This is a genomic window from Zunongwangia profunda SM-A87 (genome assembly GCF_000023465.1).
GTDB classification, from domain to species: Bacteria; Bacteroidota; Bacteroidia; order Flavobacteriales; family Flavobacteriaceae; genus Zunongwangia; species Zunongwangia profunda.
On record NC_014041.1, the window covers coordinates 2,254,282 to 2,278,813 of the forward strand.

27 protein-coding genes are annotated in these 24,532 nt (G+C 35.1%); 16 read left to right on the forward strand and 11 right to left on the reverse strand.

The window, feature by feature from the left end; translation table 11 throughout:
* Positions 1–337 precede the first annotated feature (337 nt).
* The 4 genes from rfbB to rfbD are packed head-to-tail and all read left to right on the forward strand — an operon-like array spanning position 338 to position 3,683.
* The gene (gene rfbB, locus ZPR_RS09965) at positions 338–1,363 is read left to right on the forward strand and encodes a dTDP-glucose 4,6-dehydratase (RefSeq protein WP_013071527.1); all 1,026 of its coding nucleotides are present in this window, start codon (positions 338–340) and stop codon (positions 1,361–1,363) included.
* A 39-nt stretch (positions 1,364–1,402) separates the two neighbouring features.
* Positions 1,403–2,260 carry a glucose-1-phosphate thymidylyltransferase RfbA gene (gene rfbA, locus ZPR_RS09970; protein WP_013071528.1) on the forward strand — a complete coding sequence of 286 codons (858 nt, stop codon included), beginning with the start codon at positions 1,403–1,405 and terminating at the stop codon, positions 2,258–2,260.
* A complete protein-coding gene (gene rfbC, locus ZPR_RS09975) occupies positions 2,261–2,824 on the forward strand; it encodes a dTDP-4-dehydrorhamnose 3,5-epimerase (protein ID WP_013071529.1) in 564 nt (187 codons plus the stop codon). It begins immediately after the preceding gene.
* A 1-nt stretch (position 2,825) separates the two neighbouring features.
* On the forward strand, positions 2,826–3,683 hold the full coding sequence (rfbD, locus tag ZPR_RS09980) for a dTDP-4-dehydrorhamnose reductase (RefSeq protein ID WP_013071530.1): 858 nt from the start codon (positions 2,826–2,828) through the stop codon (positions 3,681–3,683).
* 64 nt (positions 3,684–3,747) lie between these two features.
* Here rfbD and ZPR_RS09985 read toward each other — a convergent pair whose 3' ends face one another.
* The 4 genes from ZPR_RS09985 to ZPR_RS10000 all read right to left on the reverse strand — a co-directional run bounded on the left by ZPR_RS09985 (position 3,748) and on the right by ZPR_RS10000 (position 7,239).
* Positions 3,748–4,476, reverse strand: a complete 729-nt coding sequence (locus ZPR_RS09985) for a Bax inhibitor-1/YccA family protein (RefSeq protein ID WP_013071531.1) — start codon at positions 4,474–4,476, stop codon at positions 3,748–3,750.
* Positions 4,477–4,623: 147 nt separating this feature from the next.
* Positions 4,624–5,961, reverse strand: coding sequence for an adenylosuccinate lyase (purB, locus tag ZPR_RS09990; protein WP_013071532.1), 1,338 nt, complete (start codon positions 5,959–5,961; stop codon positions 4,624–4,626).
* Between the two features lie 58 nt (positions 5,962–6,019).
* Positions 6,020–6,553, reverse strand: coding sequence for a hypothetical protein (locus tag ZPR_RS22515; protein WP_148211702.1), 534 nt, complete (start codon positions 6,551–6,553; stop codon positions 6,020–6,022).
* The gene (locus tag ZPR_RS10000) at positions 6,550–7,239 is read right to left on the reverse strand and encodes an SIR2 family NAD-dependent protein deacylase (protein WP_013071534.1); all 690 of its coding nucleotides are present in this window, start codon (positions 7,237–7,239) and stop codon (positions 6,550–6,552) included. The genes ZPR_RS22515 and ZPR_RS10000 overlap by 4 nt, the downstream gene beginning before the upstream one ends.
* Before the next feature lie 200 nt (positions 7,240–7,439).
* Here ZPR_RS10000 and ZPR_RS10005 point away from each other — a divergent pair, with 200 nt between their 5' ends.
* Both ZPR_RS10005 and ZPR_RS10010 read left to right on the forward strand, forming a co-directional pair.
* Positions 7,440–8,093, forward strand: a complete 654-nt coding sequence (locus ZPR_RS10005) for a TrmH family RNA methyltransferase (protein WP_013071536.1) — start codon at positions 7,440–7,442, stop codon at positions 8,091–8,093.
* A 32-nt stretch (positions 8,094–8,125) separates the two neighbouring features.
* A complete protein-coding gene (locus ZPR_RS10010; protein WP_013071537.1) occupies positions 8,126–8,665 on the forward strand; it encodes an SRPBCC family protein in 540 nt (179 codons plus the stop codon).
* On the opposite strand, the gene ZPR_RS10015 is transcribed toward ZPR_RS10010, so the two are convergent.
* From ZPR_RS10015 to rlmH, 4 genes are all read right to left on the reverse strand, one after another.
* Positions 8,662–9,426, reverse strand: coding sequence for a carboxypeptidase-like regulatory domain-containing protein (locus tag ZPR_RS10015; protein WP_041578829.1), 765 nt, complete (start codon positions 9,424–9,426; stop codon positions 8,662–8,664). The two genes, ZPR_RS10010 and ZPR_RS10015, sit on opposite strands and share 4 nt — an antisense overlap.
* Before the next feature lie 65 nt (positions 9,427–9,491).
* Positions 9,492–11,288, reverse strand: coding sequence for a DEAD/DEAH box helicase (locus ZPR_RS10020; protein ID WP_013071539.1), 1,797 nt, complete (start codon positions 11,286–11,288; stop codon positions 9,492–9,494).
* 72 nt (positions 11,289–11,360) lie between these two features.
* On the reverse strand, positions 11,361–11,933 hold the full coding sequence (locus ZPR_RS10025; protein ID WP_013071540.1) for a non-canonical purine NTP diphosphatase: 573 nt from the start codon (positions 11,931–11,933) through the stop codon (positions 11,361–11,363).
* Between the two features lie 5 nt (positions 11,934–11,938).
* On the reverse strand, positions 11,939–12,412 hold the full coding sequence (rlmH, locus tag ZPR_RS10030) for a 23S rRNA (pseudouridine(1915)-N(3))-methyltransferase RlmH (protein WP_013071541.1): 474 nt from the start codon (positions 12,410–12,412) through the stop codon (positions 11,939–11,941).
* A 51-nt stretch (positions 12,413–12,463) separates the two neighbouring features.
* On the opposite strand from rlmH, the gene nadC reads away from it, so the two are divergent.
* The 5 genes from nadC (at position 12,464) to priA (ending at position 17,899) form a co-directional block, all read left to right on the forward strand.
* Complete coding sequence (gene nadC / locus ZPR_RS10035) at positions 12,464–13,321, forward strand: carboxylating nicotinate-nucleotide diphosphorylase (protein WP_013071542.1); 858 nt, start codon at positions 12,464–12,466, stop codon at positions 13,319–13,321.
* Positions 13,322–13,324: 3 nt separating this feature from the next.
* Complete coding sequence (locus ZPR_RS10040; protein WP_013071543.1) at positions 13,325–14,257, forward strand: YihY/virulence factor BrkB family protein; 933 nt, start codon at positions 13,325–13,327, stop codon at positions 14,255–14,257.
* Positions 14,258–14,285: 28 nt separating this feature from the next.
* Positions 14,286–14,846: a chalcone isomerase family protein gene (locus tag ZPR_RS10045; protein WP_013071544.1), complete on the forward strand. Its 561-nt coding sequence runs from the start codon at positions 14,286–14,288 to the stop codon at positions 14,844–14,846.
* A 1-nt stretch (position 14,847) separates the two neighbouring features.
* Complete coding sequence (locus ZPR_RS10050; protein WP_013071545.1) at positions 14,848–15,285, forward strand: DUF2147 domain-containing protein; 438 nt, start codon at positions 14,848–14,850, stop codon at positions 15,283–15,285.
* A 160-nt stretch (positions 15,286–15,445) separates the two neighbouring features.
* Entirely contained in the window at positions 15,446–17,899 is a 2,454-nt protein-coding gene (priA, locus tag ZPR_RS10055; RefSeq protein WP_013071546.1) for a replication restart helicase PriA, read from the forward strand.
* Between the two features lie 98 nt (positions 17,900–17,997).
* Here priA and ZPR_RS10060 read toward each other — a convergent pair whose 3' ends face one another.
* Positions 17,998–18,678 (reverse strand): LytR/AlgR family response regulator transcription factor, encoded by a 681-nt coding sequence (locus tag ZPR_RS10060; protein WP_394329738.1) that lies wholly within the window; start codon positions 18,676–18,678, stop codon positions 17,998–18,000.
* Positions 18,679–18,876: 198 nt separating this feature from the next.
* Between ZPR_RS10060 and rpsF the strand changes: the two genes are divergently transcribed.
* From rpsF to ZPR_RS10080, 4 genes are all read left to right on the forward strand, one after another.
* Positions 18,877–19,215 (forward strand): 30S ribosomal protein S6, encoded by a 339-nt coding sequence (rpsF, locus tag ZPR_RS10065; protein WP_013071548.1) that lies wholly within the window; start codon positions 18,877–18,879, stop codon positions 19,213–19,215.
* A 2-nt stretch (positions 19,216–19,217) separates the two neighbouring features.
* Positions 19,218–19,517, forward strand: coding sequence for a 30S ribosomal protein S18 (rpsR, locus tag ZPR_RS10070; RefSeq protein ID WP_013071549.1), 300 nt, complete (start codon positions 19,218–19,220; stop codon positions 19,515–19,517).
* Positions 19,518–19,529: 12 nt separating this feature from the next.
* Entirely contained in the window at positions 19,530–19,979 is a 450-nt protein-coding gene (gene rplI, locus ZPR_RS10075) for a 50S ribosomal protein L9 (protein ID WP_013071550.1), read from the forward strand.
* 70 nt (positions 19,980–20,049) lie between these two features.
* Positions 20,050–20,523: a DUF6495 family protein gene (locus tag ZPR_RS10080; protein WP_013071551.1), complete on the forward strand. Its 474-nt coding sequence runs from the start codon at positions 20,050–20,052 to the stop codon at positions 20,521–20,523.
* An 89-nt stretch (positions 20,524–20,612) separates the two neighbouring features.
* Here the strand turns inward: ZPR_RS10080 and ZPR_RS10085 are convergent, their stop codons facing one another.
* Positions 20,613–21,854, reverse strand: coding sequence for an ABC transporter permease (locus tag ZPR_RS10085; RefSeq protein WP_013071552.1), 1,242 nt, complete (start codon positions 21,852–21,854; stop codon positions 20,613–20,615).
* A gap of 221 nt (positions 21,855–22,075) precedes the next feature.
* On the opposite strand from ZPR_RS10085, the gene hisS reads away from it, so the two are divergent.
* On the forward strand, positions 22,076–23,446 hold the full coding sequence (gene hisS, locus ZPR_RS10090) for a histidine--tRNA ligase (RefSeq protein ID WP_013071553.1): 1,371 nt from the start codon (positions 22,076–22,078) through the stop codon (positions 23,444–23,446).
* Positions 23,447–23,494: 48 nt separating this feature from the next.
* Here hisS and ZPR_RS10095 read toward each other — a convergent pair whose 3' ends face one another.
* Positions 23,495–24,463 (reverse strand): aldo/keto reductase, encoded by a 969-nt coding sequence (locus ZPR_RS10095; RefSeq protein ID WP_013071554.1) that lies wholly within the window; start codon positions 24,461–24,463, stop codon positions 23,495–23,497.
* Positions 24,464–24,532 lie beyond the last annotated feature (69 nt).

The following is a 24,532-nucleotide window of genomic DNA, read 5'->3' on the forward strand; positions in this document are numbered from 1 at the left end:
AAAAAAAAAGCTTCAATTATTAATTGAAGCTTTTTTTATTTTTATAAAAATCGCCTTTTTTATTATTGAAAGATTATCCAACACGGATGTACGAAAAAATTATTTGGATAGGAAGCTTGTCAAACATTAATCACTTTATAAATCAATTAAATAGTCTGTTTAGAATGTAAGCATAGGGACTAAACTTATATTAATAGGTTCTGTCGTGAATAAAAAAACACTTTTATTTGGATCTTAGTTTTTTATTTGCCCTATTATAATACAAACACTAGTCGCTTCTTGTGCTTTAAATTATTGCGAGTATATTCGCAATAATATAAATTACTTTCAAAAAAGTATGCGGAATATTCTAGTTACCGGCGGAGCAGGTTTTATAGGATCAAATTTTATTATCTATTATCTTGATCATAATCCTGATTCCGTTATTATCAATTTAGATGCTCTTACCTATGCCGGTAATACCGATAATGTAAAAGAAGTTGCTAATCATCCCAGATACCGGTTTATTCAGGGCAATATTTGTGATAGAGCATTAATAGAGCGTCTTTTTTATAAATATGACATTAAAGATATTATTCATTTGGCTGCAGAGTCTCATGTAGATAACAGTATCGCACGTCCTGATGCTTTTATGCAAACGAATATTATGGGAACCTTTAATCTTCTGGATGTGGCAAAGAATTACTGGATGGACTCGCCAGGTATTTATAAAGAACAGTATCAAAATTCCAGATTTCATCATGTTTCTACAGATGAAGTTTATGGTACACTTGGAGAAACAGGACTTTTTAAGGAAACTACGGCTTACGCTCCTAATAGTCCTTATAGCGCTTCTAAGGCCTCTTCAGATTTTATTGTAAGAAGTTATCATCATACTTACGGAATGAATGTAGTGACTACTAATTGCTCCAATAATTACGGTCCTAAGCAACATGATGAAAAATTGATTCCTGTTATTATCAGAAAAGCTTTAGCCGGAGAAAATATTCCTATATATGGCAATGGTAAAAATATTAGGGACTGGCTTTATGTTTTAGATCATTGCAAAGGCATAGCACTGGCTTTTCACAAAGGAGTTTCCGGTAATACTTATAATATTGGTGGAAAAAATGAAAGAACCAATATTTACATTGCTAAAAAGATTTGTAAGCTACTTGACAAAAAGGTACCATTGAATTCAGGAGAAAGTTATACAAGCCAAATTTCGTATGTTACCGATAGAGCTGGACATGACTTTAGATATGCCATCGATGCTAAAAAAATTGAAAAAGAGCTGGGCTGGAAAGCAGACGAGAATTTTGAAAGTGGTATAGAAATCACCGTAGACTGGTATTTAAAAAAGTATAAAAGCGAAATTATATAATTTCGTGTTAGATTTTAGCTAATCAGATAAATGTAAGGTATGAAAGGAATTATTTTAGCAGGAGGATCGGGAACACGTTTACATCCCTGTACCATATCGGTAAGTAAACAGCTCATGCCTGTATATGATAAACCTATGATTTATTATCCTTTATCGACTTTAATGGAGTCTGGTATAAGAGAGATTTTGATTATTAGTACCCCGCACGATATGCCATTGTTTAAAAAGTTATTAGGTGATGGTAAAAAATATGGTTGTCGTTTTGAATATGCAGTACAGCCAAAGCCAGAAGGTTTGGCGCAAGCTTTTATTATAGGTGAAGACTTTATAGGTCAGGATAAAGTGGCATTAATACTAGGGGATAACATTTTTTATGGTACAGGACTGGCAAATTTATTACAGGCCAATAATGATCCTGATGGGGGGATTATTTATGCTTATCACGTAAACGATCCCCAGCGATATGGTGTCGTAGAATTTGATGATGATCAAAAAGCAGTTTCTATCGAAGAAAAACCAAAGAATCCAAAATCAAGTTTTGCGGTTCCCGGTATCTATTTTTATGATAATGAAGTCATTAAGATTGCTAAAAACATTAAGCCTAGCGAACGTGGAGAACTTGAAATTACAGATATTAATAAATCTTATTTAACTAAAGGTAAATTAAGAGTTAGTATTTTAGATTCCGGTACCGCATGGTTAGATACGGGTACATTTAATTCTTTGATGCAGGCATCACAATTTGTACAGGTTATCGAAGAAAGACAGGGATTAAAAATAGGAGCTATAGAGGCTTCAGCTTATAAAATGGGATATATAAGCAAAGAGCAATTTTTAGATCTGATAGCACCATATCTTAAGAGTGGATACAGTCAAAATCTATTAAAAAGCATTTAAATGGAAGTACTTGAAACAAATATAAATGGTTGTTTTGAGATCAACCCAAAGTTGATTTATGATAGTCGTGGTTATTTCTATGAAAGTTTTAATGCAGCCAGGTTTCGGGAAAAAACAGGATTAAATATTCAGTTTGTGCAGGATAACCAGTCTTTTTCAGAAAGAGGGGTTTTAAGAGGGCTTCATCTTCAGAAGGGGATTCATGCCCAGGCTAAATTGGTTTCTGTTTTAAAAGGTAAGGTATTGGATGTAGCTATAGACCTTCGAAAAGACAGTGAGACATTTGGAGAAGTTTACAGAACGCTACTTTCCGAAGAAAATAAAAAACAACTCTTTATCCCCAGGGGTTGCGCTCATGGATTTGTAGTTTTAAGTGAAACATGTCTGTTTTTTTATAAATGTGATAATTATTATCATAAAGCTTCAGAAGCAGGAATTATCTACGACGATGAAGACCTTGGGATAGACTGGCAATTGGCGAAAGATGAATTGATAATTTCAGATAAAGATTTGGTTTTGCCGAGTTTTAAAGACTATATTTCCGAATACGCTCAAGTAAAATGATATGCCTAAAATTCTAGTTACCGGAGGACAAGGTCAGTTAGCACGATGTATTGATAAGCTAAGTAAGGTATATGAATTGGATTTTTCTTTTAAAAGTTCTTTGGAATTAGATATTACTAAATTTGAAGCATTAGAACAAGAATTAAACGGGCAAGGCTACGATTATTGTATTAATTGTGCCGCGTATACCCAGGTTGATAAAGCGGAATCTAATAAAGAAGTCGCCAATTTAATTAATCACCTGGCTGTTGATCTTTTGGCAAGGCTATGTAAAAAATATAAGGTTACGCTCATACATATTTCTACAGATTTTGTCTTTTCTGGAGAGAATTCTTTACCTTATCTGGAAGCCGATAAAACTAATCCTCTTGGAGTTTACGGTAAATCAAAGCTTGATGGAGAATGTAGGATTCAACAAAATTTAGCCCAGTTTTTTATCATCCGAACGTCCTGGCTGTATTCTGAATTCGGTAATAATTTTCTAAAATCTATGCTGCAATATGGCAGGGAAAGAGAAGCATTATCGGTAGTTTACGATCAGGTAGGCACTCCAACTTATGCTATGGATTTAGCCGGATTGATTTTAAAAATCATAATTTCAGAATCTAAAAGCTACGGTGTTTATCATTATAGTAATGAAGGCGTTGCCAGCTGGTATGATTTTGCATTTGCCATTTTTAAAATGGCAAACATGGATTGTGATTTAAATCCTATACGCTCTGAAGAGTATCCTACAGCAGCAAAGCGTCCTTCATTTAGTGTATTAGATAAATCTAGGGTTAAAAAAATCTTTCAGATCAAGATTCCACATTGGCAGCAATCGCTGTCAGAAGCTATAAGAAATAGTAGTGTAAAATAAAAAACGCTTCAACAATGATTAGGTTGAAGCGTTTTATACTTTTATAATAGAAGTCTGGATAAACTTATTTCCTATCACCAAATATTCTAAGGAGGAAAAGGAACATATTGATAAAGTCTAGATATAGCCTAAGAGCACCCATAAGGGCAAGGTTGTGACCAATATCAGAGTCTTCCATCCCTGCTCTGTACATTCGTTTAATTTTCTGAGTATCATAGGCGGTTAATCCAACAAAGATTAATACCCCAGCATAGGTGATTACCCAATATAGGATTTCGTTAAAAAAGAAGATATTAACTATCGAAGCAATAATAATACCGATTAAAGCCATAAAACACAAATTACCAATGCTGGTAAGGTCTCTTTTTGTAAAATATCCATAGGCACTCATCGCTCCAAAAGTTCCGGCGGTTACAAAAAATGTAGTCGCAATAGAAGCCGAGGTAAATACCAATAAAATGAAGGATAAAGTCACACCGTTTAAAACGGAATATAGAATAAATAAAGCTGTAGCTGTAGCCGTAGATAATTTTTGAATATTAGCACCAATATAGCCTACTAATAAAACTTCACCGATTAAAAGTCCGTAAAAAACGAGTTTATTAGAAAAGATTAAATTCATTAATTCCTGGCTGCCAGCAGCAAAAAATGCGGTGACACCGGTGATAAGCAGCGCTAAACACATCCAGTTAAATACCTTATTAATATAGGCGGTTTGTCCCTGTTTCAGTTGCGCATCAGAGTAAATAACCTGGTCTTTTAGGTTTTCAGATATTTGAGAGTTTGAGTTCATAATTTAATTTTACGGTTTAGTGTAAAAGTATATAATTTTTTAATGTGAAATAATTGGAGTGATCTCTATTTTAAATCACCAGAGATAAAGTTTGGTACTCTCTGTTGATTAGCTTTAGATAGTTAATAAAAGTTTTGATTTATAAGATTATATCCCGGTATAGTTTTGCGGAGTTATTTGCTTTAATTCCTCTTTAATATGCTCTTCCACTTCTAATGTTTCAATAAAATCAGCAATACTGTTCTTATTTATTTTTTCATTAGTACGGGTTAGTCCCTTTAATGTTTCATAAGGATTTTTAAAACCTTCACGCCTTAAAATGGTTTGGATTGCCTCAGCGACTACTGCCCAGTTAGCTTCAAGATCTGCGTCAAGTTTTTCTTGATTCAGTAATAATTTATTTAAACCTTTTAGGGTAGACTGAAATCCAATGAGCGTATGTCCTAAAGGAACCCCAATATTTCTTAAAACCGTACTATCGGTTAGGTCACGTTGCAGACGGCTTACCGGTAATTTTGCAGCCAAATGCTCAAAAATAGCGTTTGCAATGCCTAAATTTCCTTCGCTGTTTTCAAAATCGATAGGATTCACCTTATGCGGCATAGCAGAACTTCCAATTTCTCCGGCTTTAATTTGTTGCTTAAAATAATCCATAGAAACATAGCTCCAAATGTCTTTATCTAAATCAAGGATGATCGTATTAATTCGTTTTAAAGCATCAAATAAGGCCGCCATGTGGTCGTAATGCTCTATTTGTGTGGTAGGGAATGAATGTTTTAAACCCAGGGTGTTTTCTACAAATCCGCTACCAAATTTCTTCCAGTCAATTTCGGGATAGGCTACAAAATGCGCATTATAATTTCCGGTAGCACCACCAAATTTGGCGGCATGACTACAGGTGTCTAAAAGTTCTTTTTGTTCTTTAAGACGAATGGCGAAAACTTCTATCTCTTTACCAAGACGGGTAGGAGAGGCGGGCTGGCCGTGTGTACGGGCTAGCATAGGTACGTCTTTCCATTCGTTAGCAAGAGATTTTAATTTTTTTAAAATATGGTCTAATTGAGGAATATAAACTTCTTCAATAGCATCTTTAAGCGAAAGCGGTACTGCGGTATTGTTGATATCCTGGGAGGTGAGCCCAAAATGTATAAACTCTTTCGATCTTTCTAAGCCTAATTTTTCAAACTCTTCTTTAAGAAAATATTCTACTGCTTTGACGTCGTGATTGGTCGTTTTTTCAATCTCTTTAATGGCCTGTGCATCCTGGGTCGTAAAGTTTTCGTACAATCCACGAAGATCAGGAAAAATCGCTTCTTCAACCTCTTCTAGTTGAGGTAATGGCAGTTTACATAATGCTATAAAATATTCAACTTCTACCTTTACACGATATTTTATTAGCGCTTTTTCACTAAAATAAGCCGATAAAGACTTTGTTTTAGAATGATATCTTCCATCTATCGGAGAAATTGCATTTAGCGATGTCATTTTCTTATATTAAAAGTTAAAGCGTAAATATAGTGCATCAAAACCATCTGGAAAACCGCTATCTTAATTTCTTTAAAATTTTTGTACTTCTGGATTTAAAACCAGCAGAACTATTTATTGATTTTTGCATTAAATAGGCCTTTAATTCGGGGTGTATCCAGTCAATTTTAAAACCGACATAAAAAAGACTTTGCATCGCAAAAACTTTGGTTGCAGTTTTGCTACCATCTAATAAAAAGCCAAATGAGACGGAGGCTATTTTTTCTAAAGTGTGTTTAGACAGAATAAAGTCTGAATTCAGATGTTGAAATTCGCTAATTTTCTCTAATAATTTTGCAATACAGCGTTTTTCAGTTTCGGAATTGATACTGGTTGATATATCAATAATTACCTGGGAATAGCTTATAACTTCTTTCCAATGATCCCTTGCATAAAATTCTAACGCAACGATAGCTTTAAGTCGATATTCTGAAGATTGCTGAATGATCTGTATTAATTTGGGTAAAGTCTGATTTTCGCTGATAAGCCTGCAAAAGTTAGACCTGCTTTCAGCGTGCATGGTCATGGTCTCTAATAGATATTCGATATTCAAGAAATAAATTTTTTACGAAGTTCTTCGGCTAATTTTGAAACACCAGTTACCGCCTTTTCAGCATAGACAGTAAGATACTTATTTTGTTTTACATTGGGATTAGGGTCTATAAAGTAAATCGGAGTTTTTTGTGGAGCAAAATCGATGAGTCCCGCTGCTGGATAAACCTGCATTGAGGTGCCTATAATCACAATAATATCAGCTTCAGTAACTTTTTGGATAGCTTTTTCCATCATGGGTACGGCTTCTCCAAACCAAACTACATGAGGTCGTAATTGATAATGATGTTCGCAAAAATCTCCAATATTAAGATCATGTTTCCAGTCAAACACCAAATTTTCATCAAAAGTACTGCGTACTTTTAAAAGTTCACCGTGTAGATGTAATACTTGCGTACTCCCGGCGCGTTCGTGAAGATCATCAATATTTTGGGTAATAATAGCGACATCAAAGTCGCTTTCTAATTCGGCTAGAACACGATGTGCAGGGTTGGGATGAACACTCAGTAGCTGCTTTCTGCGTTTGTTATAAAAATCGAGTACCAATTCTTGATTTTTCTCCCATCCCATGGGAGAGGCGACTTGCATAACATCATGGCCTTCCCATAATCCATCGGCATCCCGAAACGTTTTTATACCGCTTTCTGCACTAATTCCTGCTCCTGTAAGCACAACAAGATTTTTCATAGAATGAAGTTTGGAAAAAAGATACTTATTTTAAAAAAAATAAACCTGATATTCAATAAAAATCAATACGTTTTTCGACAACATCAGTTCTCTTTTGGAAAAAGTCTATTTATAGCCCCTAATGATTATTTCTGACTAAACGGGCTTTTATCGTATGTTATACCAGTTTAATAATTTCATTTTTATATTTTTGATAATATATGAATGACCCTGCTTTAATTTCTTATTTAGAAGATTTTCTTACCGACCGTCGAAAATCACTTATCAAAAAAGTGATCGATCAACGCACCAACCACATCACTGTAGCTACTCAAGATGTTTATCAGCTCCATAATACCAGCGCAGTAATACGAAGTTGTGATGTTTTTGGAATACAAAATATACATGTAATAGAAGAAAAATTTCCCAAAAGAATAGACCGGGAGATAGCCATGGGTGCTCAAAAATGGGTGTCTGTAAATCGGCATGCTTCGGCGAAAGAGTGTATATCCCATGTAAGGGAGATGGGCTATCAAATTGTGGCCACAAGTCCGCATGATGACTCCTTACATTTAGGTGATTTTGATATTACCAAGAAATCAGCTTTATTTTTTGGTACCGAGCGCTATGGATTATCTCAGGAAATTATAGATGAAGCGGATTGCACGTTAAAAATTCCTATGTATGGCTTTACAGAAAGTTTAAATATTTCTGTTTCTGCAGCAATTATACTCCAAAGCCTGGCTGAAAAGATGAGAAAGGATGATGTTAAGTGGCAACTGAATGAACAGGAGAAAGAAGCTTTGAAGTTTGAATGGCTTAAAAACAATCTGAAAAATAGTACTGAGCTTATTTCTCACTTTTATTCAAAATAATTGTTAATTTTATTAAAAAGTAAAATATACAAATGACGCTTTTCTTCTACGTGATTATTGCGGTAATTACGTTTATAGCCTTTCTTCACGCATGGTCTAAAAAGGATTATGATGTTAGCCGGACCATTGTTATTAATCAATCTAAAGCAGACATCTATAGTTTTGTAAGGCAACTTAAAAATCAGCCAAAATGGATAGCTAAACTAAAGGACTCTAAACCGGTTAAGCTTAAGTTCAAAGGAATAGACGGTAAAGAAGGGGCTATGGTATATTGGAAAGGGAGAAAGAATATTGGAGAGGGCACCCAAAAGATCATAAAAGTAAAACCTGGTCATGTGTTTGAAACCAAATTGCTGTTAGTTAAACCTGTAGAGGCAGTGGCATTAACATATTTTGCTGCAAAGGAAATACAGCCAGAACGAACTAAAGTTGTATTTGGGGTGAGAGGATATTTACCGTTTCCTTATTCCGTAATTTCTATCTTTTACAGTATGGAAAATAAATTTGGGAATGATTTTGATAAGAGTTTACAAAACCTAAAAGATCATCTGGAAGATCAACAAAACGCTTAATTCTTATTACGTTGCAGTAATTTATATTCTTCCCAACAACCACTTATAGCATCAAGAATTTGAAGATCTGTAGCTGTTTTTACAAAATCTTCAGAGTAATTACAACGGCTAAGCACTTCTTCAATTTCAGATTTACTTAATTGCAGCATCGCAGTTAAGGTTTCCCGGTTGTATTTAGATCCTAAAAGATCGCGAATACTTTCGTCCTCCTTCATTTGTCTAAGTTTGCGCATTTGCCGTTCTCTTCGGCTAAAAAGATTATTAAGCGCATCGGCTGGATTAAAAATAGAGCCAATTACTTTATTGAATGCACTGGGAGAAGAACCTCCGGCCTCATAACCAATATTAAGGCCGGAGATGCTATATCTTTTATTTTCGTAAATAGGAATATTTTTCGCGTCGATTTCAAGATACCCCGTTAGTTTTACATCACTTACGGTAACCTCTTCTAAAGCAATACCCACTTCAGTCATTTTTACTTTTACGTTGCCGTATTTAAGCCAGTCGTTCGTTACTCTTACTTTAATGGATTTAAAACCTAAATAAGTAAAGTATAGGGTATCATTTGCTGTAGCCTGAATCTCGAAAGACCCATCTTCTTCAGAAGTACTACCCTTTACCTGGTTCAAATTAACGATATGAACATTCTCTAGAGCCACATCGTTGGCCGCATTCATTACGGTGCCCGATATAACGTCCTGAGCGTTTGTTATTTGACAAACGAAAAACACTGAAAATATAAAAGTAACTAACTGCTTCATAGAATAGACGCCTAAAATAGGAAAATCATTATAAAAAATGATGCCAAAATAGGGATAAACCTGTCTTACTTTTTAGATTTTCTTCTTTTAATAGAACTTTCTATATTTTTTCCACGGCTGCCAGAACGTTTTCCTTTTTTGCCTTTAAATCCACCGTCTTTATCATCTCTAAAACGTGATCTTCCTTTGTTACCAGATTTGGAATCGCTTTTTCCAAAACCGTCATCTCTACGGCTTTTTCTTCGGCGTCCTCCTTTTCCTCCACCACTGTTGGAGTTTTTGGTTACTTCTACATTAATTTTTCTTCCCTGGTATTCAAAATCGTTAAAGGCATTAAGTACTTTATCGGTTTCAGAATTCTCTGTATTAAAGAAAGAGAAACTGTCTTTTACATCAACTTTAAAAACACCATCTTTACCTAATTGCAAGGCATCTTTAAGAAAGTCTTTAAGGCTCATCCAGTCAAATCCGTCTTTTTTCCCCACGTTCATAAAATAACGGGTAGAGTTAGGATCAAGATCTACATTAGCACCTCCGCTTACTGGTGAAAGATCGCTGGCTTTTTTATAGTAATTTGAAAATCTTGTAAATTCTACCGAAAAGAATTTTTTGATCAATTCTTCTTTGGTAAAATCTTCGAGCACTTTATTGATATTAGGTAGATATTCTTCAATATCATGATTGATCTCTGTATCTTTAATATCGTTAGCCAGGTGTAAAAGCTGAACTTTACAAATATCTTTACCATCAGGTAATTGCTTTTCATCAAAAGATTGTTTGATGATACGTTCGATACTTTTTATTTTTCTAAGTTCACTTTTAGAAACGATCACCATTGAGGTTCCCAACTTACCTGCACGACCTGTACGACCGCTACGGTGGGTGTAGGTTTCAACCTCGTCTGGAAGCTGATAGTTAATTACATGGGTGATATCGTCTACATCAATTCCTCTGGCAGCAACATCTGTAGCTACTAACATTTGGATTTGGCGTGTTCTAAAAGATTTCATAACCAAATCACGTTGATTCTGACTTAAATCCCCGTGCAATGCTGCTGCAGAGTAACCATCTTCGATTAAGCGCTCTGCAACTTTTTGTGTGTCTCTTTTAGTTCGGCAAAAAATCACCGAGAAAATATCGGGATTCGCATCGGCAAGCCTTTTTAAAGCAGCATAGCGATCGCGAGCATTTACCAAATAAAACTCATGCGAAACATTAGTAGCTCCCATATTTTTGCTACCTACGGTAACTTCAACGGGGTTGCGCATAAATTTTTTAGCGATTGTAGCAACCTCTTTTGGCATTGTTGCTGAAAATAACCAGGTGTTTTTTTCTTTAGGCGTATGGGATAGGATAGCTGTAATATCTTCATAGAATCCCATGTTCAGCATTTCGTCTGCTTCATCTAAAACGCAATATTCGATTTTTGAGATATCAGTAAGTTTACGTCTTATCATATCCTGCATCCTACCAGGAGTAGCAACGATAATCTGGGCACCGCGTTCTATTTGCTTAGCCTGATCGGTAATACTTGCCCCACCATAAACCGCTACCGGATGTAATGAAGGCTCATATTTAGAGTAATTCTTAAGTTCGTTTGTAATTTGCAGACATAATTCTCTGGTAGGAGATAAGATTAATGCCTGTGTGTGCTTTGATTTCGGGTCTATTTTCTGAATCAAAGGGAAACCAAAAGCTGCCGTCTTTCCTGTCCCGGTCTGGGCTAAGGCAACCATATCGGTCTCTTCGTCTAATAAAATGGGGATGGTTTTTTCCTGTACTTCACTAGGGCTTTCAAAGCCCATGTCTTCAATTGCTTTTAAGATCGAGGAATTTAAACCTAATTCTTGGAATTTATTCATTATAAAATTTAATAAGCTGCAAATGTACGTATTAGTTTACAGCTAATCACATTTATCTTTTTTATTCGTGTTTTATTTTGAAAGATAGTCTATTAGCGCTTTAAAAGCTTTGCCACGATGGCTAATTTCTGCTTTTTCCTTCATTTCCATTTCGGCAAAAGTGCGATCATAGCCATTAGGCACGAATACAGGATCGTAACCAAAGCCTTTTTCACCTCGTCGTTCCTCGATGATTTTACCTTCGCAAATTCCTGTAAACAGATTTTCGTTGTTTTTTAAATTTAACGCAATCACGGTCTTAAAATGTGCCTTTCTGCTTTCTTTGTCCTTTAGTTGCTCTAACAGTTTTGCAACATTGGCCTTATCATCCTTTTGATCACCGGCGTATCTTGCAGAGTATACCCCCGGTGCACCAGCAAGTGCATCTACTTCAAGACCGGTATCATCTGCAAAACAATTATAACCATAACGATGCCGCACATATTCAGCTTTTAAAATCGCATTACCATCAATGGTATCTGCGGTTTCAGCGATATCTTCTGTACAGCCAATATCATCCAGGGATAATAAGCTGATGTGATCTGGAAGCATGGCTTCAATTTCTTTAAATTTATTTCTGTTGTGAGTAGCAAATACTAATTCCATATAAATTATCTGTGGTGATAAGGTTCATTTTTTAAAATGGTAAAGCCGCGATAAATTTGTTCGGTTATAAAAAGACGTACCATTTGATGGGAGAACGTCATTTTAGATAATGATATTTTACCATCGGCTCGCTGATAAACTGCTTCCGAAAATCCGTAAGGTCCGCCGATTACAAAAATAAGCTGTTTAAGTCCGCTATTCATTCTTTTCTGAAGATATTCTGAAAAAGCTTCCGAAGAAAATTGTTTGCCGTTTTCGTCTAATAATACCACAAAATCTGATGTTTGTGTTTTATTGAGAATCAATTCGCCTTCTTTCGTTTTTTGCTGATTTTCGTCTAGATTTCTGGCCTTTTTTAAATCTGGAATTACATCTATTTCAAACTTTGTATAGAACTGAAGTCGTTTTAGATAGACCTCAATTAGCTTTTGTAATTCCTTGCTGTCGGTTTTTCCTATGCAGAGTAATTTTATCGTCATTCAGTATATTTAGCGCAGACTTTCCTACATTTACAAAAATAAGTATTGCAAATGATCTCAGCAGCACAATTTGAAAAAGAAATTGAATTAATCATAGTCAACGCGATAAGAGAGGATATAGGTGATGGTGATCACAGTTCTTTAGCCTGTATTCCTGTTGAAGCGAAAGGGAAAGCAAAACTTTTAGTAAAGGACAATGGGATCCTGGCCGGCGTAGAATTTGCGAAAAGGGTTTTTAATTATGTAGATCCAGAAGTGAGACTGGATATAAAAATTAAAGATGGTGAAAAGGTAAAGAAAGGTGATATTGCTTTTTATGTTGATGGAGCTTCCCAATCTATTTTAAAAGCTGAACGACTAGTGCTGAATGCTATGCAACGAATGAGTGCTATCGCTACCAAAACCAAAGAGTTTGTGGATAAACTTGAGGGAACCGAAACCAAAATTCTGGACACCCGCAAAACCACTCCGGGAATTCGTGCTTTAGAGAAGTGGGCCGTAAAAATTGGTGGAGGGGAGAATCATCGTTTTGCCCTTTATGATATGATTATGCTTAAGGATAATCATATCGATTTTGCCGGGGGTGTGGCCAAAGCGGTTCAAAAAACAAAACAGTACCTGAAAACCAACAGCCTTGATCTTAAAATTATAGTAGAAGCCAGGAATATGCAGGAGATAAAGGAAATTTTAGAAGAAGGCGGAGTCTACCGAATATTGATCGATAATTTTAATTATGCGGATACTAAAAAGGCAGTCGAATTTATTGGGAATCAATGCTTCACCGAATCTAGTGGCGGAATAACTTTAGAAACGGCCCGTAAATATGCCGAATGTGGAGTGGATTATATTTCTAGCGGAGCACTAACACACTCGGTTTATAATATGGATCTTAGCTTAAAAGCTATGTAAAATATGTCGATACTCGAGGCGATCACAACTCAACTGGATAGTATTTTAGGATGGTGGAAAAGAACATCGAGCAAAGTAATTTTGCCGGGAACCGATGGTCTTTCCTTACATCATTTATGGGATATCTATTCTGGAGGGATTATTCACGGTACATTTTCTACTCGGGCCAGTGCGATCGCTTTTAGCTTTTTTATGGCGCTTTTTCCGTTTTTGCTCTTTATTTTTAACCTGATACCTTATGTAGAAGAGACGAATCTTATCGATGATTTCAGAATAAAATTCTTACTTTTTATAGATACGCTTTTACCGCCAGAAACTCAGGAATATGTTAGCGATATATTTGCTGATATTGCTAATAATCCTCGTGGCGGATTGCTATCCTTTTCATTTTTACTTTCCATTTTTTTAATGACTAATGGAGTAAATGCTATTTTTACCGGTTTTGAATTCTCTTACCATACGAACATAAAACGATCTTTATTTAGACAATATATTATTGCCATTGGGGTTTCGCTTGTTTTGGCATTTCTTTTGCTTATTACCGTAATACTAATGGTATATTTAACCTATGCCGTAGAAGATTTAAGCGAATATGGTTTAATCGCAAATGATGGTAGTGGAGCAAACGTAGTGAAATATTTTGCCTTTGTTTTATTAATATATATCGCAGTAGCAACGCTTTATTATTTTGGAACAAAAGAGGCGAGAAAGGCAAGATTCTTTTCTGTAGGCGCATTTTTCACTACAATATTGATTATGCTTACTTCTTTTTTATTTGGATTATATATCGAAAATTTTTCAAATTATAATGAATTGTACGGTTCTATTGGAGCATTGTTAATATTAATGGTGTATATTTGGTTAAATGCTAATATTCTTCTATTGGGGTTTGAACTTAACGCCTCTTTAATAAAACTTAAGAAGAATTTTAAGTAATTTTAATTTAACTTAAACCACACAAAAGATGAGAAAGTTTTTATGGCTTTTTGTGGCATTAGTTTCGGTAACGATCAGTAATGCACAAATAGAAGTTGGCGGAGTAACTTTACCAAAAACGGTAGAGTTTAAAGGAGAAACATTACAGTTAAATGGAGCCGGGGTACGGGAAAAATTTTGGATTGATCTTTATGCAGGCGGACTTTACCTTCAGCAAAAAAGTAGCGATGCAGATCAAATTATGACAGCTGATAAACCAATGGCGATTAAGCTGCATATTGTTTCGAAATTAATTACCAGTAAAAAAATGATTGATGCTGTGAACGAAGGTTTTGAAAATTCTACCAAAGGCAATACAGCGCCATTAGCTTCAGAAATAAAAAAGTTTAAAGGTTTTTTTAACGATGAGATTAAAAAAGATGATGTATTTGATCTGGTTTATATTCCGGGTACCGGCGTCGTTTCTTATAAAAACGGAGAAGAAAAAGGAACTATAAAAGGTCTTGCCTTTAAAGAAGCTTTATTTGGAATCTGGCTATCTAAAAAACCGGCTGAAGATGATTTAAAAGCAGCCATGTTAAATTTATAAGATGAAAAGGTATATTTTATTTTCCGTATTATTTATTGCCTGTGGAGCGCTTAATGATGCCTGCGCACAAGATGACATTTTCGGAAAATGGAAATGTACTAATGATCAAGGTAAGGTAAATTCTATCGTAAAGATTTTTCAGAAGGATGATGGTGAGGTTTGCGGGAAAGTAGTAAGGATTACGAAAGAAGAAGATCGCGACAAAATTTGTACCGAGTGTAAAGGAGATTTAAAGAATAAACCTATTGAAGGCCTACAACTTATGCATGGCCTGCGCAAAGACGGAAACGAATACTCTGGGGGTGAAATTATACATCCTAAATCGGGTAAAGTTTATAAAGTGAAAATTTGGGTAGACGAAGATAATCCCGATATGCTCAAAGTTAGAGGATACGTGGCCTTCTTTTATAAAACAATGACCTGGGAGCGTGCCGAATAATTTGAGATAATAATAAATGCGGAATATCCAATTTTGATATCCTAATAAAATTTTTTAAAACCATTCTTTAGTCGAGAATGGTTTTTATTTTTACCCGTTAATCAAGAATAGTATTTTTGTGATGATTTTTAGCAATTAATATTTAGAAGAGCTATAGCTTATGCCCAATTTTGTAGATGTTATTTTACCCCTTCCTCTAGATAATAGGTTTACTTACACTATTTCTGAAGAAGAAGCAGTTTTTTTACAAAACGGGATGCGGGTAGCGGTACCCTTTGGGAAATCTAAAGTATATACTGGTATCATTGCTGAAGTTCACAATCGTGCGCCAGAAGTTTACGAAGCTAAACCTATAAATCAGATATTAGATGAAACTCCTCTGGTGACTCAAAATCAGTTAGAATTTTGGAAATGGATAGCCTCCTATTATATGTGTACTGAAGGTGAAGTGATGAGAGCGGCCCTACCGGGTGCCTTTATTTTGGAAAGTGAACATATTGTCCAGTTACAAAAAGAGGCCGAATTTAACGAATCTGATCTTAAAGATGATGAATTTTTGGTGGTGGAAGCTCTACAAAATCAGTCATCATTAAAAATTAAAGAAGTTGAAGCCTTACTCGATAAAAAATCGGTACTACCAATTTTAAACCGATTAATGGCTAAGGATATTGTAGTACTTAGCCAGGAAATTTATGAGCAATACAAACCCAAGCGAGTTAAATATATCAAACTGCACGAGAGTTATGAATCTGAGGATGCTATGCATCAGCTTTTAGATGAACTTTCACGTGCTCACAAGCAACGGGAAGTAGTTTTGAATTATTTCAGCTTAAAGGCAAAAAGCCTAAAGCCAATTAATGCTAAAGAACTGCAAAAAATATCTGGAACTACTGCTAGTGTATTGAAAAGTCTGGTCTCCAAAAATATTTTCAAGGAATACTACCTTAATGAAGATCGTGTTGCTTTTGAAGGGGAAATTACGAGAAGCCATATCGAATTTAACGAATATCAGCTTAAAGCATTTGGACAAATTAAAGCCGCTTTTGAAGAAAAAACAGTATGCTTATTACACGGGGTGACCTCTAGTGGGAAAACTGAAATTTATCTAAAACTTATTGAAGAAGTTTTAAATGAAGGTAAGCAGGCGCTTTATTTATTACCTGAGATTGCTTTGACAACACAATTGATCAATCGGCTTCAGGCGTATTTTGGCGATAAAGTTTTAGTGTTTCATAGTAAGTACTCTATGAACGAAAGGGTAGAAGTTTATCAAAATGTACTTAAGGCCGGGGAGGGACCAAAAGTAGTCATTGGCGCAAGATCAGCTATTTTCTTACCCTTTCAACAACTGGGCTTGGTCATCATAGACGAAGAGCACGAATCTTCTTTTAAACAATATGATCCGGCGCCCAGATATCACGCACGTGATGCTGCGGTAGTTTTGGCTAATCTTTTTAAAGCAAAAACTTTAATGGGATCTGCCACACCATCTTTAGAATCTTATTATAATGCAGTACATGATAAATATGGTTTTGCAGAATTATCAAGACGTTTTGGAAATGTAATGATGCCGGAAATTGAAATTGTGGATATCAAAGAAAAGCATCGAAAAAAAAGAATGACTGGTCACTTTTCAGATCGCTTGTTAAAAGAAATCGAGGAATCTCTGGCTGAAGGTGAGCAGATTATTTTATTTCAAAATAGAAGAGGATTTTCGCCAATTTTAGAATGTAATACCTGTGGGCACTCGCCACAATGTCCTAATTGTGATGTTAGTTTAACCTATCACAGCCATAGCAACCAGCTACGCTGTCATTATTGTGGGTATCATATCGCTATGCAAAAGCGTTGTATGGCTTGTCATAGTGATGATATTTCAACCAAAGGCTTTGGTACAGAACAAATTGAAACCGAATTAAAAGCATTATATCCTGATCATAAAATTGGAAGGATGGATCAGGATACCACCAGAGGAAAACACGGTTACGAAAAAATTATTACCGCCTTCGAAGATTTGGAGATCGATATTTTGGTGGGAACTCAAATGCTTACCAAGGGATTGGATTTTAGAAATGTTAACCTGGTAGGGGTAATGAATGCTGATAATCTTTTAAATTTCCCAGATTTTAGGGCGCATGAGCGAAGTTTCCAGTTAATGCTACAGGTGGCAGGAAGAGCGGGGAGAACGAAAAAGAGAGGGAAAGTATTGATTCAGAGTTATAATCCTCATCATCAAATTATTCAGCAGGTTTCTACAAATGATTATGCGGGAATGTATAAGGAACAACTGCAGGAACGCTATAATTATAAATATCCTCCATATTTTAGATTGGTGCGTTTAAGCCTAAAATCTCGGGATTTTAGTAAAACGAATGAAGCAGCCGATTGGATCGCTAAGGCGATGCAAAATGTTTTTAAGCAAAATGTGTTGGGGCCGGAATTTCCCCCGGTAGCCAGGATACGCAACGAATACTATAAGAATATTATGCTTAAAATTCCACAAAATCAGTCTTTAGGAAAAACTAAAGCTGTGCTTTATAAAATTTTGATAAGTTTTAATGCAATTTCAGCTTATCGCAGCGTTAGGGTTATTGTAAATGTAGACCCTATGTAGCCATACTTATATAATGAAGCAAAAAAGAAAGCCGAATATTACTCTTGTAATATTCGGCTTTTTGGTATCTGAAAATTAAATTGTATTCTGATTTTTCCTTAAGCGTTACTGCTTAAAGCTTCAATAAGATTATTTTTCTTATGCCTGCTTAGCGGAAGTTTTTCTTTTGCGATTTCTATGGTCTTACTATTATATCTTTCTACTTTATCCAGATTTACAATATAAGATTTGTGTGTTCTCATAAATTTGTCTGAAGGTAATTCTTTTTCAAAAGACTTCATTGTAGCCAATACCACGAAATTGTCTTCTTCCGTGACAAACTTTACATAATCGCCAAGAGCCTGAATATATTTTAGACGATTTAAAAAAACTTTGCGATTTTTAAGGTTACTTTTTACAAAAATAAAATCCTCATCTTCAGGAAGTACTGCCTGATTTTTCAGCTTATACATATTTATGGCTTTGAGCGTAGCGTTGTTGAAACGCTCTTTGCTCACGGGCTTCTGTAGATAGTCGGTAGCACTATAATCAAAAGCTTTATAAGCATATTTGGTCTTACCAGTAACGAACACGATTTGTGGCTGGTTAGGAAGATCATCTAAAAGTTCAAAACCAGATAGTATAGGCATTTCTATATCCAAAAAGATAAGATCGATCTCATTGTCTAGTAATCCGTTTTTGGTTTCAATAGCATTGTTGTATTCAGCCACCAAAGTGAGATTAGGATGATCTTTAATCATCTTAACAATGGATAGTCTTTGAAGACTTGAATCGTCCACAACTGCACATTTAAGCAAAATTTCTTCCACAATTAATAGGTAGTTTTGTATTAACAATAATATACATTATTATTGATATAGGCAAGATAAGCATAAATTTCATCGCTTAAAAACAAGAATGATCGCGTTTTAAAATTTGCTTGCTAAATATAAAAAATAGTTTTACTTTTGCAGCCAAATTTAATAAAATATACTTTTATGAATCATTATGAAACTGTTTTCATCTTGAATCCCGTTTTATCTGATGAGCAGATAAAGGAAACAGTTAAGAAATACGAAGAATTTCTTGTTTCTAAAGGAGCTGAGATGGTATCAAAGGAGAATTGGGGGCTTAAAAAATTAGCATATCCAATTCAGCACAAAAAAAGTGGTTTTTATCACTTATTTGAATTTAAAGCACCAGGAGAGGCTATCGAGCCTTTAGAACTTGCTTTTAGAAGAGATGAGCGTATGATGCGTTATTTAACTGTGAAGTTAGATAAGCACGCTGCAGCCTGGGCTGAGAAAAGAAGAAAAAGAATCCAAGAAAAAGCGTAAGTATGGCTACATCTATTGAACAACAAGCAAAAGGTAAAAAAGACGGAGAGATTAGATATCTTACTCCACTTAACATAGAAACATCAAAAACTAAAAAGTACTGTAGATTCAAAAGATCGGGTATTAAATATATCGATTATAAAGATCCAGACTTTTTAATGAGTTTTGTAAACGAGCAGGGGAAATTACTTCCTCGTCGTTTAACAGGGACTTCTTTAAAATACCAAAGAAAAGTGGCTGTAGCTGTTAAGCGTGCTCGTCATTTAGCATTAATGCCATACGTTGGTGATTTATTAAAATAAAAAGAAGCAATTATGGAATTGATACTTAAAAAAGACGTAGATAATTTAGGGTTTAAAGACGATGTGGTATCTGTAAAAAATGGTTACGGTCGTAACTTTTTAATCCCGCAAGGCTTCGCAGCATTAGCAACTCCATCAGCTAAGAAAGTTTTAGCTGAAACTCTTAAACAAAGAGCTTACAAAGAGCAAAAGCATATCGACGAGGCTAAAAAACAAGCTGAAAAACTTAACGGTTTAGATATTAAAATTACAGCTAAAGCTGGTGCAGGAGACAAATTATTTGGATCTATCACCAATGCAGATTTAGCTGATGTTTTAGCTAAAGAAGGTGTAGAAATCGACAAGAAATATATTAGTATTGCCGGTGGAAATATCAAAAGATTAGGACAATACGAAGCTACTTTACGTTTTCATCGTGAGGTGATATCTACATTATCATTTGATGTTGTAGGAGAAGCTTAAGAAACCTATATAAATTTTAAAAAGCCTGCTCTATGAGTGGGCTTTTTTTATAACCTTTTTATTTGTTGTTATGAAATACGCCAGACTAACACGAGAACAACTCGAGGAAATGCAACAGGAGTTTATTAATTTTTTAGCCACTCAATCAATTACCGCGGAGGAGTGGAAGGATATAAAAACCAATCAACCTGATGTAGCCGAAAAAGAGATCGATGTTTTTAGTGATCTTATTTGGGAAGGTGTTTTAAATAAGGTGGAATATTTAGAGCATTTCTCTAAGCAACAAATCTTTCTATTTCAAATTACTACTGCAACGATTAATCTTATCGCTGTGAAGGTAGAAAATGAAGCTATCGATATCACTACGCATGAAGGTTATAACTGGTTGCGGACTAATCTAATGGATGATGCTGTAAATATTTACACATCGACCAAAGCGATAAGCGAAGATCGGAATAAAGATATTTTCGCACTAATTAAGCAAGGAGCCAATATCACAAAAGGCGACCTTTATAAGTATTTTGCAGAAATTGTTAAAGGCTAATTTATTTAAACTAAAATTACTTCTTCTAAAAGCATTTTTAGTTTAATTAAATGTTGAAGAAGATTTTTTTGACTCTAATTGCAGATCAATTACTCGTATCTAAGGGACTCTATCGGGTCTTGCTTGGAAGCTTTAATAGCAGGATACAAACCTGAAACCAGTGCGGTAATTAGCGTAACCACAATCGCCCAAAACATGGCTAACCATGGGGTTGTGAAATCGAAGCCTACTCCGGCTGAAACGGCCATGCCTATTAAAATTCCCAGGATGATACCTAATACTCCACCAAACTGCCCAATAATTAGGGTTTCCATAAAAAACTGAACGGCAATGGTGTTTTTCTTCGCTCCCAGTGCTTTGCGTACACCAATTTCACGTGTTCTTTCCGTAACACTTACCAGCATAATATTCATAAGAGCGATAGAAGATCCAAATATCGTTACTAAACTTATAATCCAGGCCGCCATATTTAAATAGCCAGACATTTGTGCAATTTCATTGAGTAAGCTGTCACTTCTTTCAATGCCAAAATTATCCCTTTCTATAGGGTTTAATTGTCGTATACTTCTAAAAGTGAGGATGGCGTCATCTTGCGCCGCATCTAAAGCTTCTTTACTTTCAACCCGTACACTAAGGTTATAGTTTATTCCAGGGTTGCTGAAAATGGAGCGGGCATGCTGAAGCGGAATTAAAACCCGTAAGTCTTCATTATTACCAAAAGTTGATCCTTTAGATTCTAAAACACCAATAATTTTAAATTTTGCACCACGAATACTTATAATTTTATCGATAGGATTAGCACCTTTAAATAAGCTATTATTTTTGCCAAAATCTGCTCCAACAATCGCTACATTATTATTATTTTGAATATCAAAATAATTGAAATCACGACCACTTTCTATATTTAATCCAGAGTTGGTAAGGTAATTTTCGTTAATTCCTAGCACATTTATTTCCGGATCGGTTTTTTCATTTTCCCATTTTATTTCTGCAGAAGAGGTTCCTGTAAAGCTAATTGCTGTAGTGGTTAATGGAAAATGATATTTATCCTGAAAGGTTTTTACCTCACGGTACGTAATCACAGGGTTTACCTTATTAATTTCACTACCCCTTTGTGAAGTATAATTATAACGCTGAATATTAAATGTATTGGCGCCCATAGAAGCAAAATTGCCGCTAATGGTATTTTCTAAAGCGCCCACAGCGCTAAGAATTCCCACCAGTGCTGTAATTCCAATGGCAATAATAAGTACGGTTAGAATAGTTCTTAAAAGCTGCCCTTTAATCGAATCGAAAGCTATACTAATATTCTCGCGTAAGAGTGCAAACATATTTTGAAATTTCAGTCACTACAGGTTAGACTCCATTTTAGTAATAATGTTACTTAAATTTTTAAAATTGTTTCGGTTCGGTCAAAATTTAAGATATTTGCAGGCATGAAATCACCGTAGGCTTCGCTTTTAAAGCAAAGAAAAGATGATTTTTAAAATTTGGAATCGAATTATTTAAACTGAATAAATACAGGAATTATTCCTGAAGATAGATAGACTTTATGGCACAAAAACCTTCAATACCAAAAGGAACCAGAGATTTTACTCCGCAGGAAGTTGCAAAACGTAATTATATTTTTGACTCGATAAAAACTGAATTTAAAAAATTTGGTTTTCAGGCGATCGAGACACCTAGTTTCGAAAATTCTGATACACTGATGGGAAAATATGGGGAAGAAGGTGACCGACTTATTTTTAAAATCCTAAATTCTGGTGATTTCTTAAAAAAAGCTGATGAAAAAGCCTATGCCGATAAAGACAGTTTGAAGCTTACTCCTTCAATTTCAGAAAAGGCACTTCGTTATGATCTCACTGTTCCATTTGCGCGATACGTGGTACAACACCAAAATGAAATTGATTTTCCTTTTAAACGTTATCAAATTCAGCCGGTATGGCGTGCAGATCGTCCTCAAAAAGGAAGATTCAGAGAGTTTTATCAATGTGATGCCGATGTAGTTGGTAGCGACAGCTTGTGGCAGGAAGTGGAGTTTGTTCAGTTGTACGATTCGGTTTTTTCAGCATTAAATTTAAATGGAGTAACTATAAAGATTAATAATCGTAAAATTTTATCTGGTTTTGCAGAAGTTATTGGAGAGCAGGATAAATTAATTGATTTTACGGTTGCCCTGGATAAATTGGATAAGATAGGAGAAGATGGTGTAGTAAAAGAAATGCTTTCTAAAGGAATTTCTGAAGAAGCGATAGCGAAAATTAAACCTATTTTTGATTTGAAAGGTGATTTTGCTGAAAAAATTGAGGCTTTAAAAGCTATATTATCAACATCTGAAGTTGGGTTAAAAGGAATTGAAGAATTAGAATTTATCCAAAATGCTATTTTAGAAATGCCTTTAAAAACTGCAAATCTCGATCTGGATGTGACGCTGGCCAGAGGCTTAAATTATTATACCGGGGCCATTTTTGAAGTTGCTGCTCCAGATGAAGTGAAGATGGGATCTATCGGGGGAGGTGGTCGTTATGATGATCTAACCGGAATCTTTGGTCTTAAAAATATGAGTGGCGTTGGAATTTCTTTTGGTTTAGACAGAATTTATCTTGTTTTGGAAGAATTAAATCTATTTCCGGAAGCAGTTGCTGATGATGTAAAAGTTTTATTCGTGAATTTTGGCGAAAAGGAAGCGCTTTATGCGTTTAAAGGAGTAAATGCAATTCGTGCTGAAGGAGTAAATGCTGAAGTATTTCCAGATGCGGCGAAGATGAAAAAGCAAATGAACTATGCAAATAAGCGTAATATTCCGTTTGTGATTCTTGCTGGTGATGAAGAAATGAAGGCAGGAGAATATACTCTGAAGAATATGAAAACAGGAGAGCAGGATCGATTAACTTTAAAAGAACTAGTTGCCAAGATTGCATAAAAAAAGCCCCATTTTTGGGGCTTTTTATCATATTGCAGTCGATTAAAATTAGTTATCCTGCTGCTTTTTCTTGCTACTCGCTTCATTTAATTTTTCCATATCTGCTTTAGAAAGCTGAACAGCAGTGGCTTCATCAAAAGCTTTTAAATGAGAAGATTTTGTAGCGCTTGCAATGGCTGCTGTAATTCCCGGTCTATTTATAATCCAGGCCAGGGCCACACCGGCATTGGATATTCCATGTTCTTCGGCAACTTCATCTAGAGATTTAAGGATATTTTTTCCATGATCATCCAAATAGTCTTTTACAAAATCCTTTCTATTCTGACCTTCCAGATCATCTTTAGTCCGGTATTTTCCAGTTAAAAACCCGCTTGCCAAAGAAAAATAAGTTGTAATACTCACATTGTTTGTCTGGCATAATTTTAAAATATCACCTTCAACTTTATCCCGGTTCATTAAATTGTATTCCTGCTGAAATACCTGATATTTAGGTAAACTCTTATCATTCGATGCATTTAAAGAATCTCTTAGTCGTGCCGGACTTAAATTGGAAGCTCCTATATATTTTATAGCCCCATTTTTAATCAATTCTTGATAAGCACTTAATGTTTCTTCTACAGGAGTACGATCATCATCCCAATGGGTGTAATATAAATCAATATAATCGGTCTGTAATCTTTTTAAGGATTCCTGGGCTGCTTTCAGGATATAATTTTTAGAAATATTTTTTTGTCCCTGCCCCATATCAGAACCTACCTTAGTGGCAAGGGTTATTTTATCCCTTACTTGGCGCTCTTTCATCCATTTTCCGATAATTTTTTCAGATTCGCCTCCTTCATTACCGTCTGCCCACCGGGAATATACATCTGCAGTATCGATACACGTATAGCCTTTTTCCAGTAGTTCATCGAGTATTTTAAAAGATTCTTTTTCATCTAAAGTCCATCCGAAAACATTACCACCAAAAATAATTGGAGGTGTTTGTAAATCTGTATTACCTAAATTTTTGAAATCCATAGTTTTTTTTAGAAAAATAGAAACTTAATTTGAGTATGAAAAAAATAAAAAAGCTTTTAAGCTTTGATT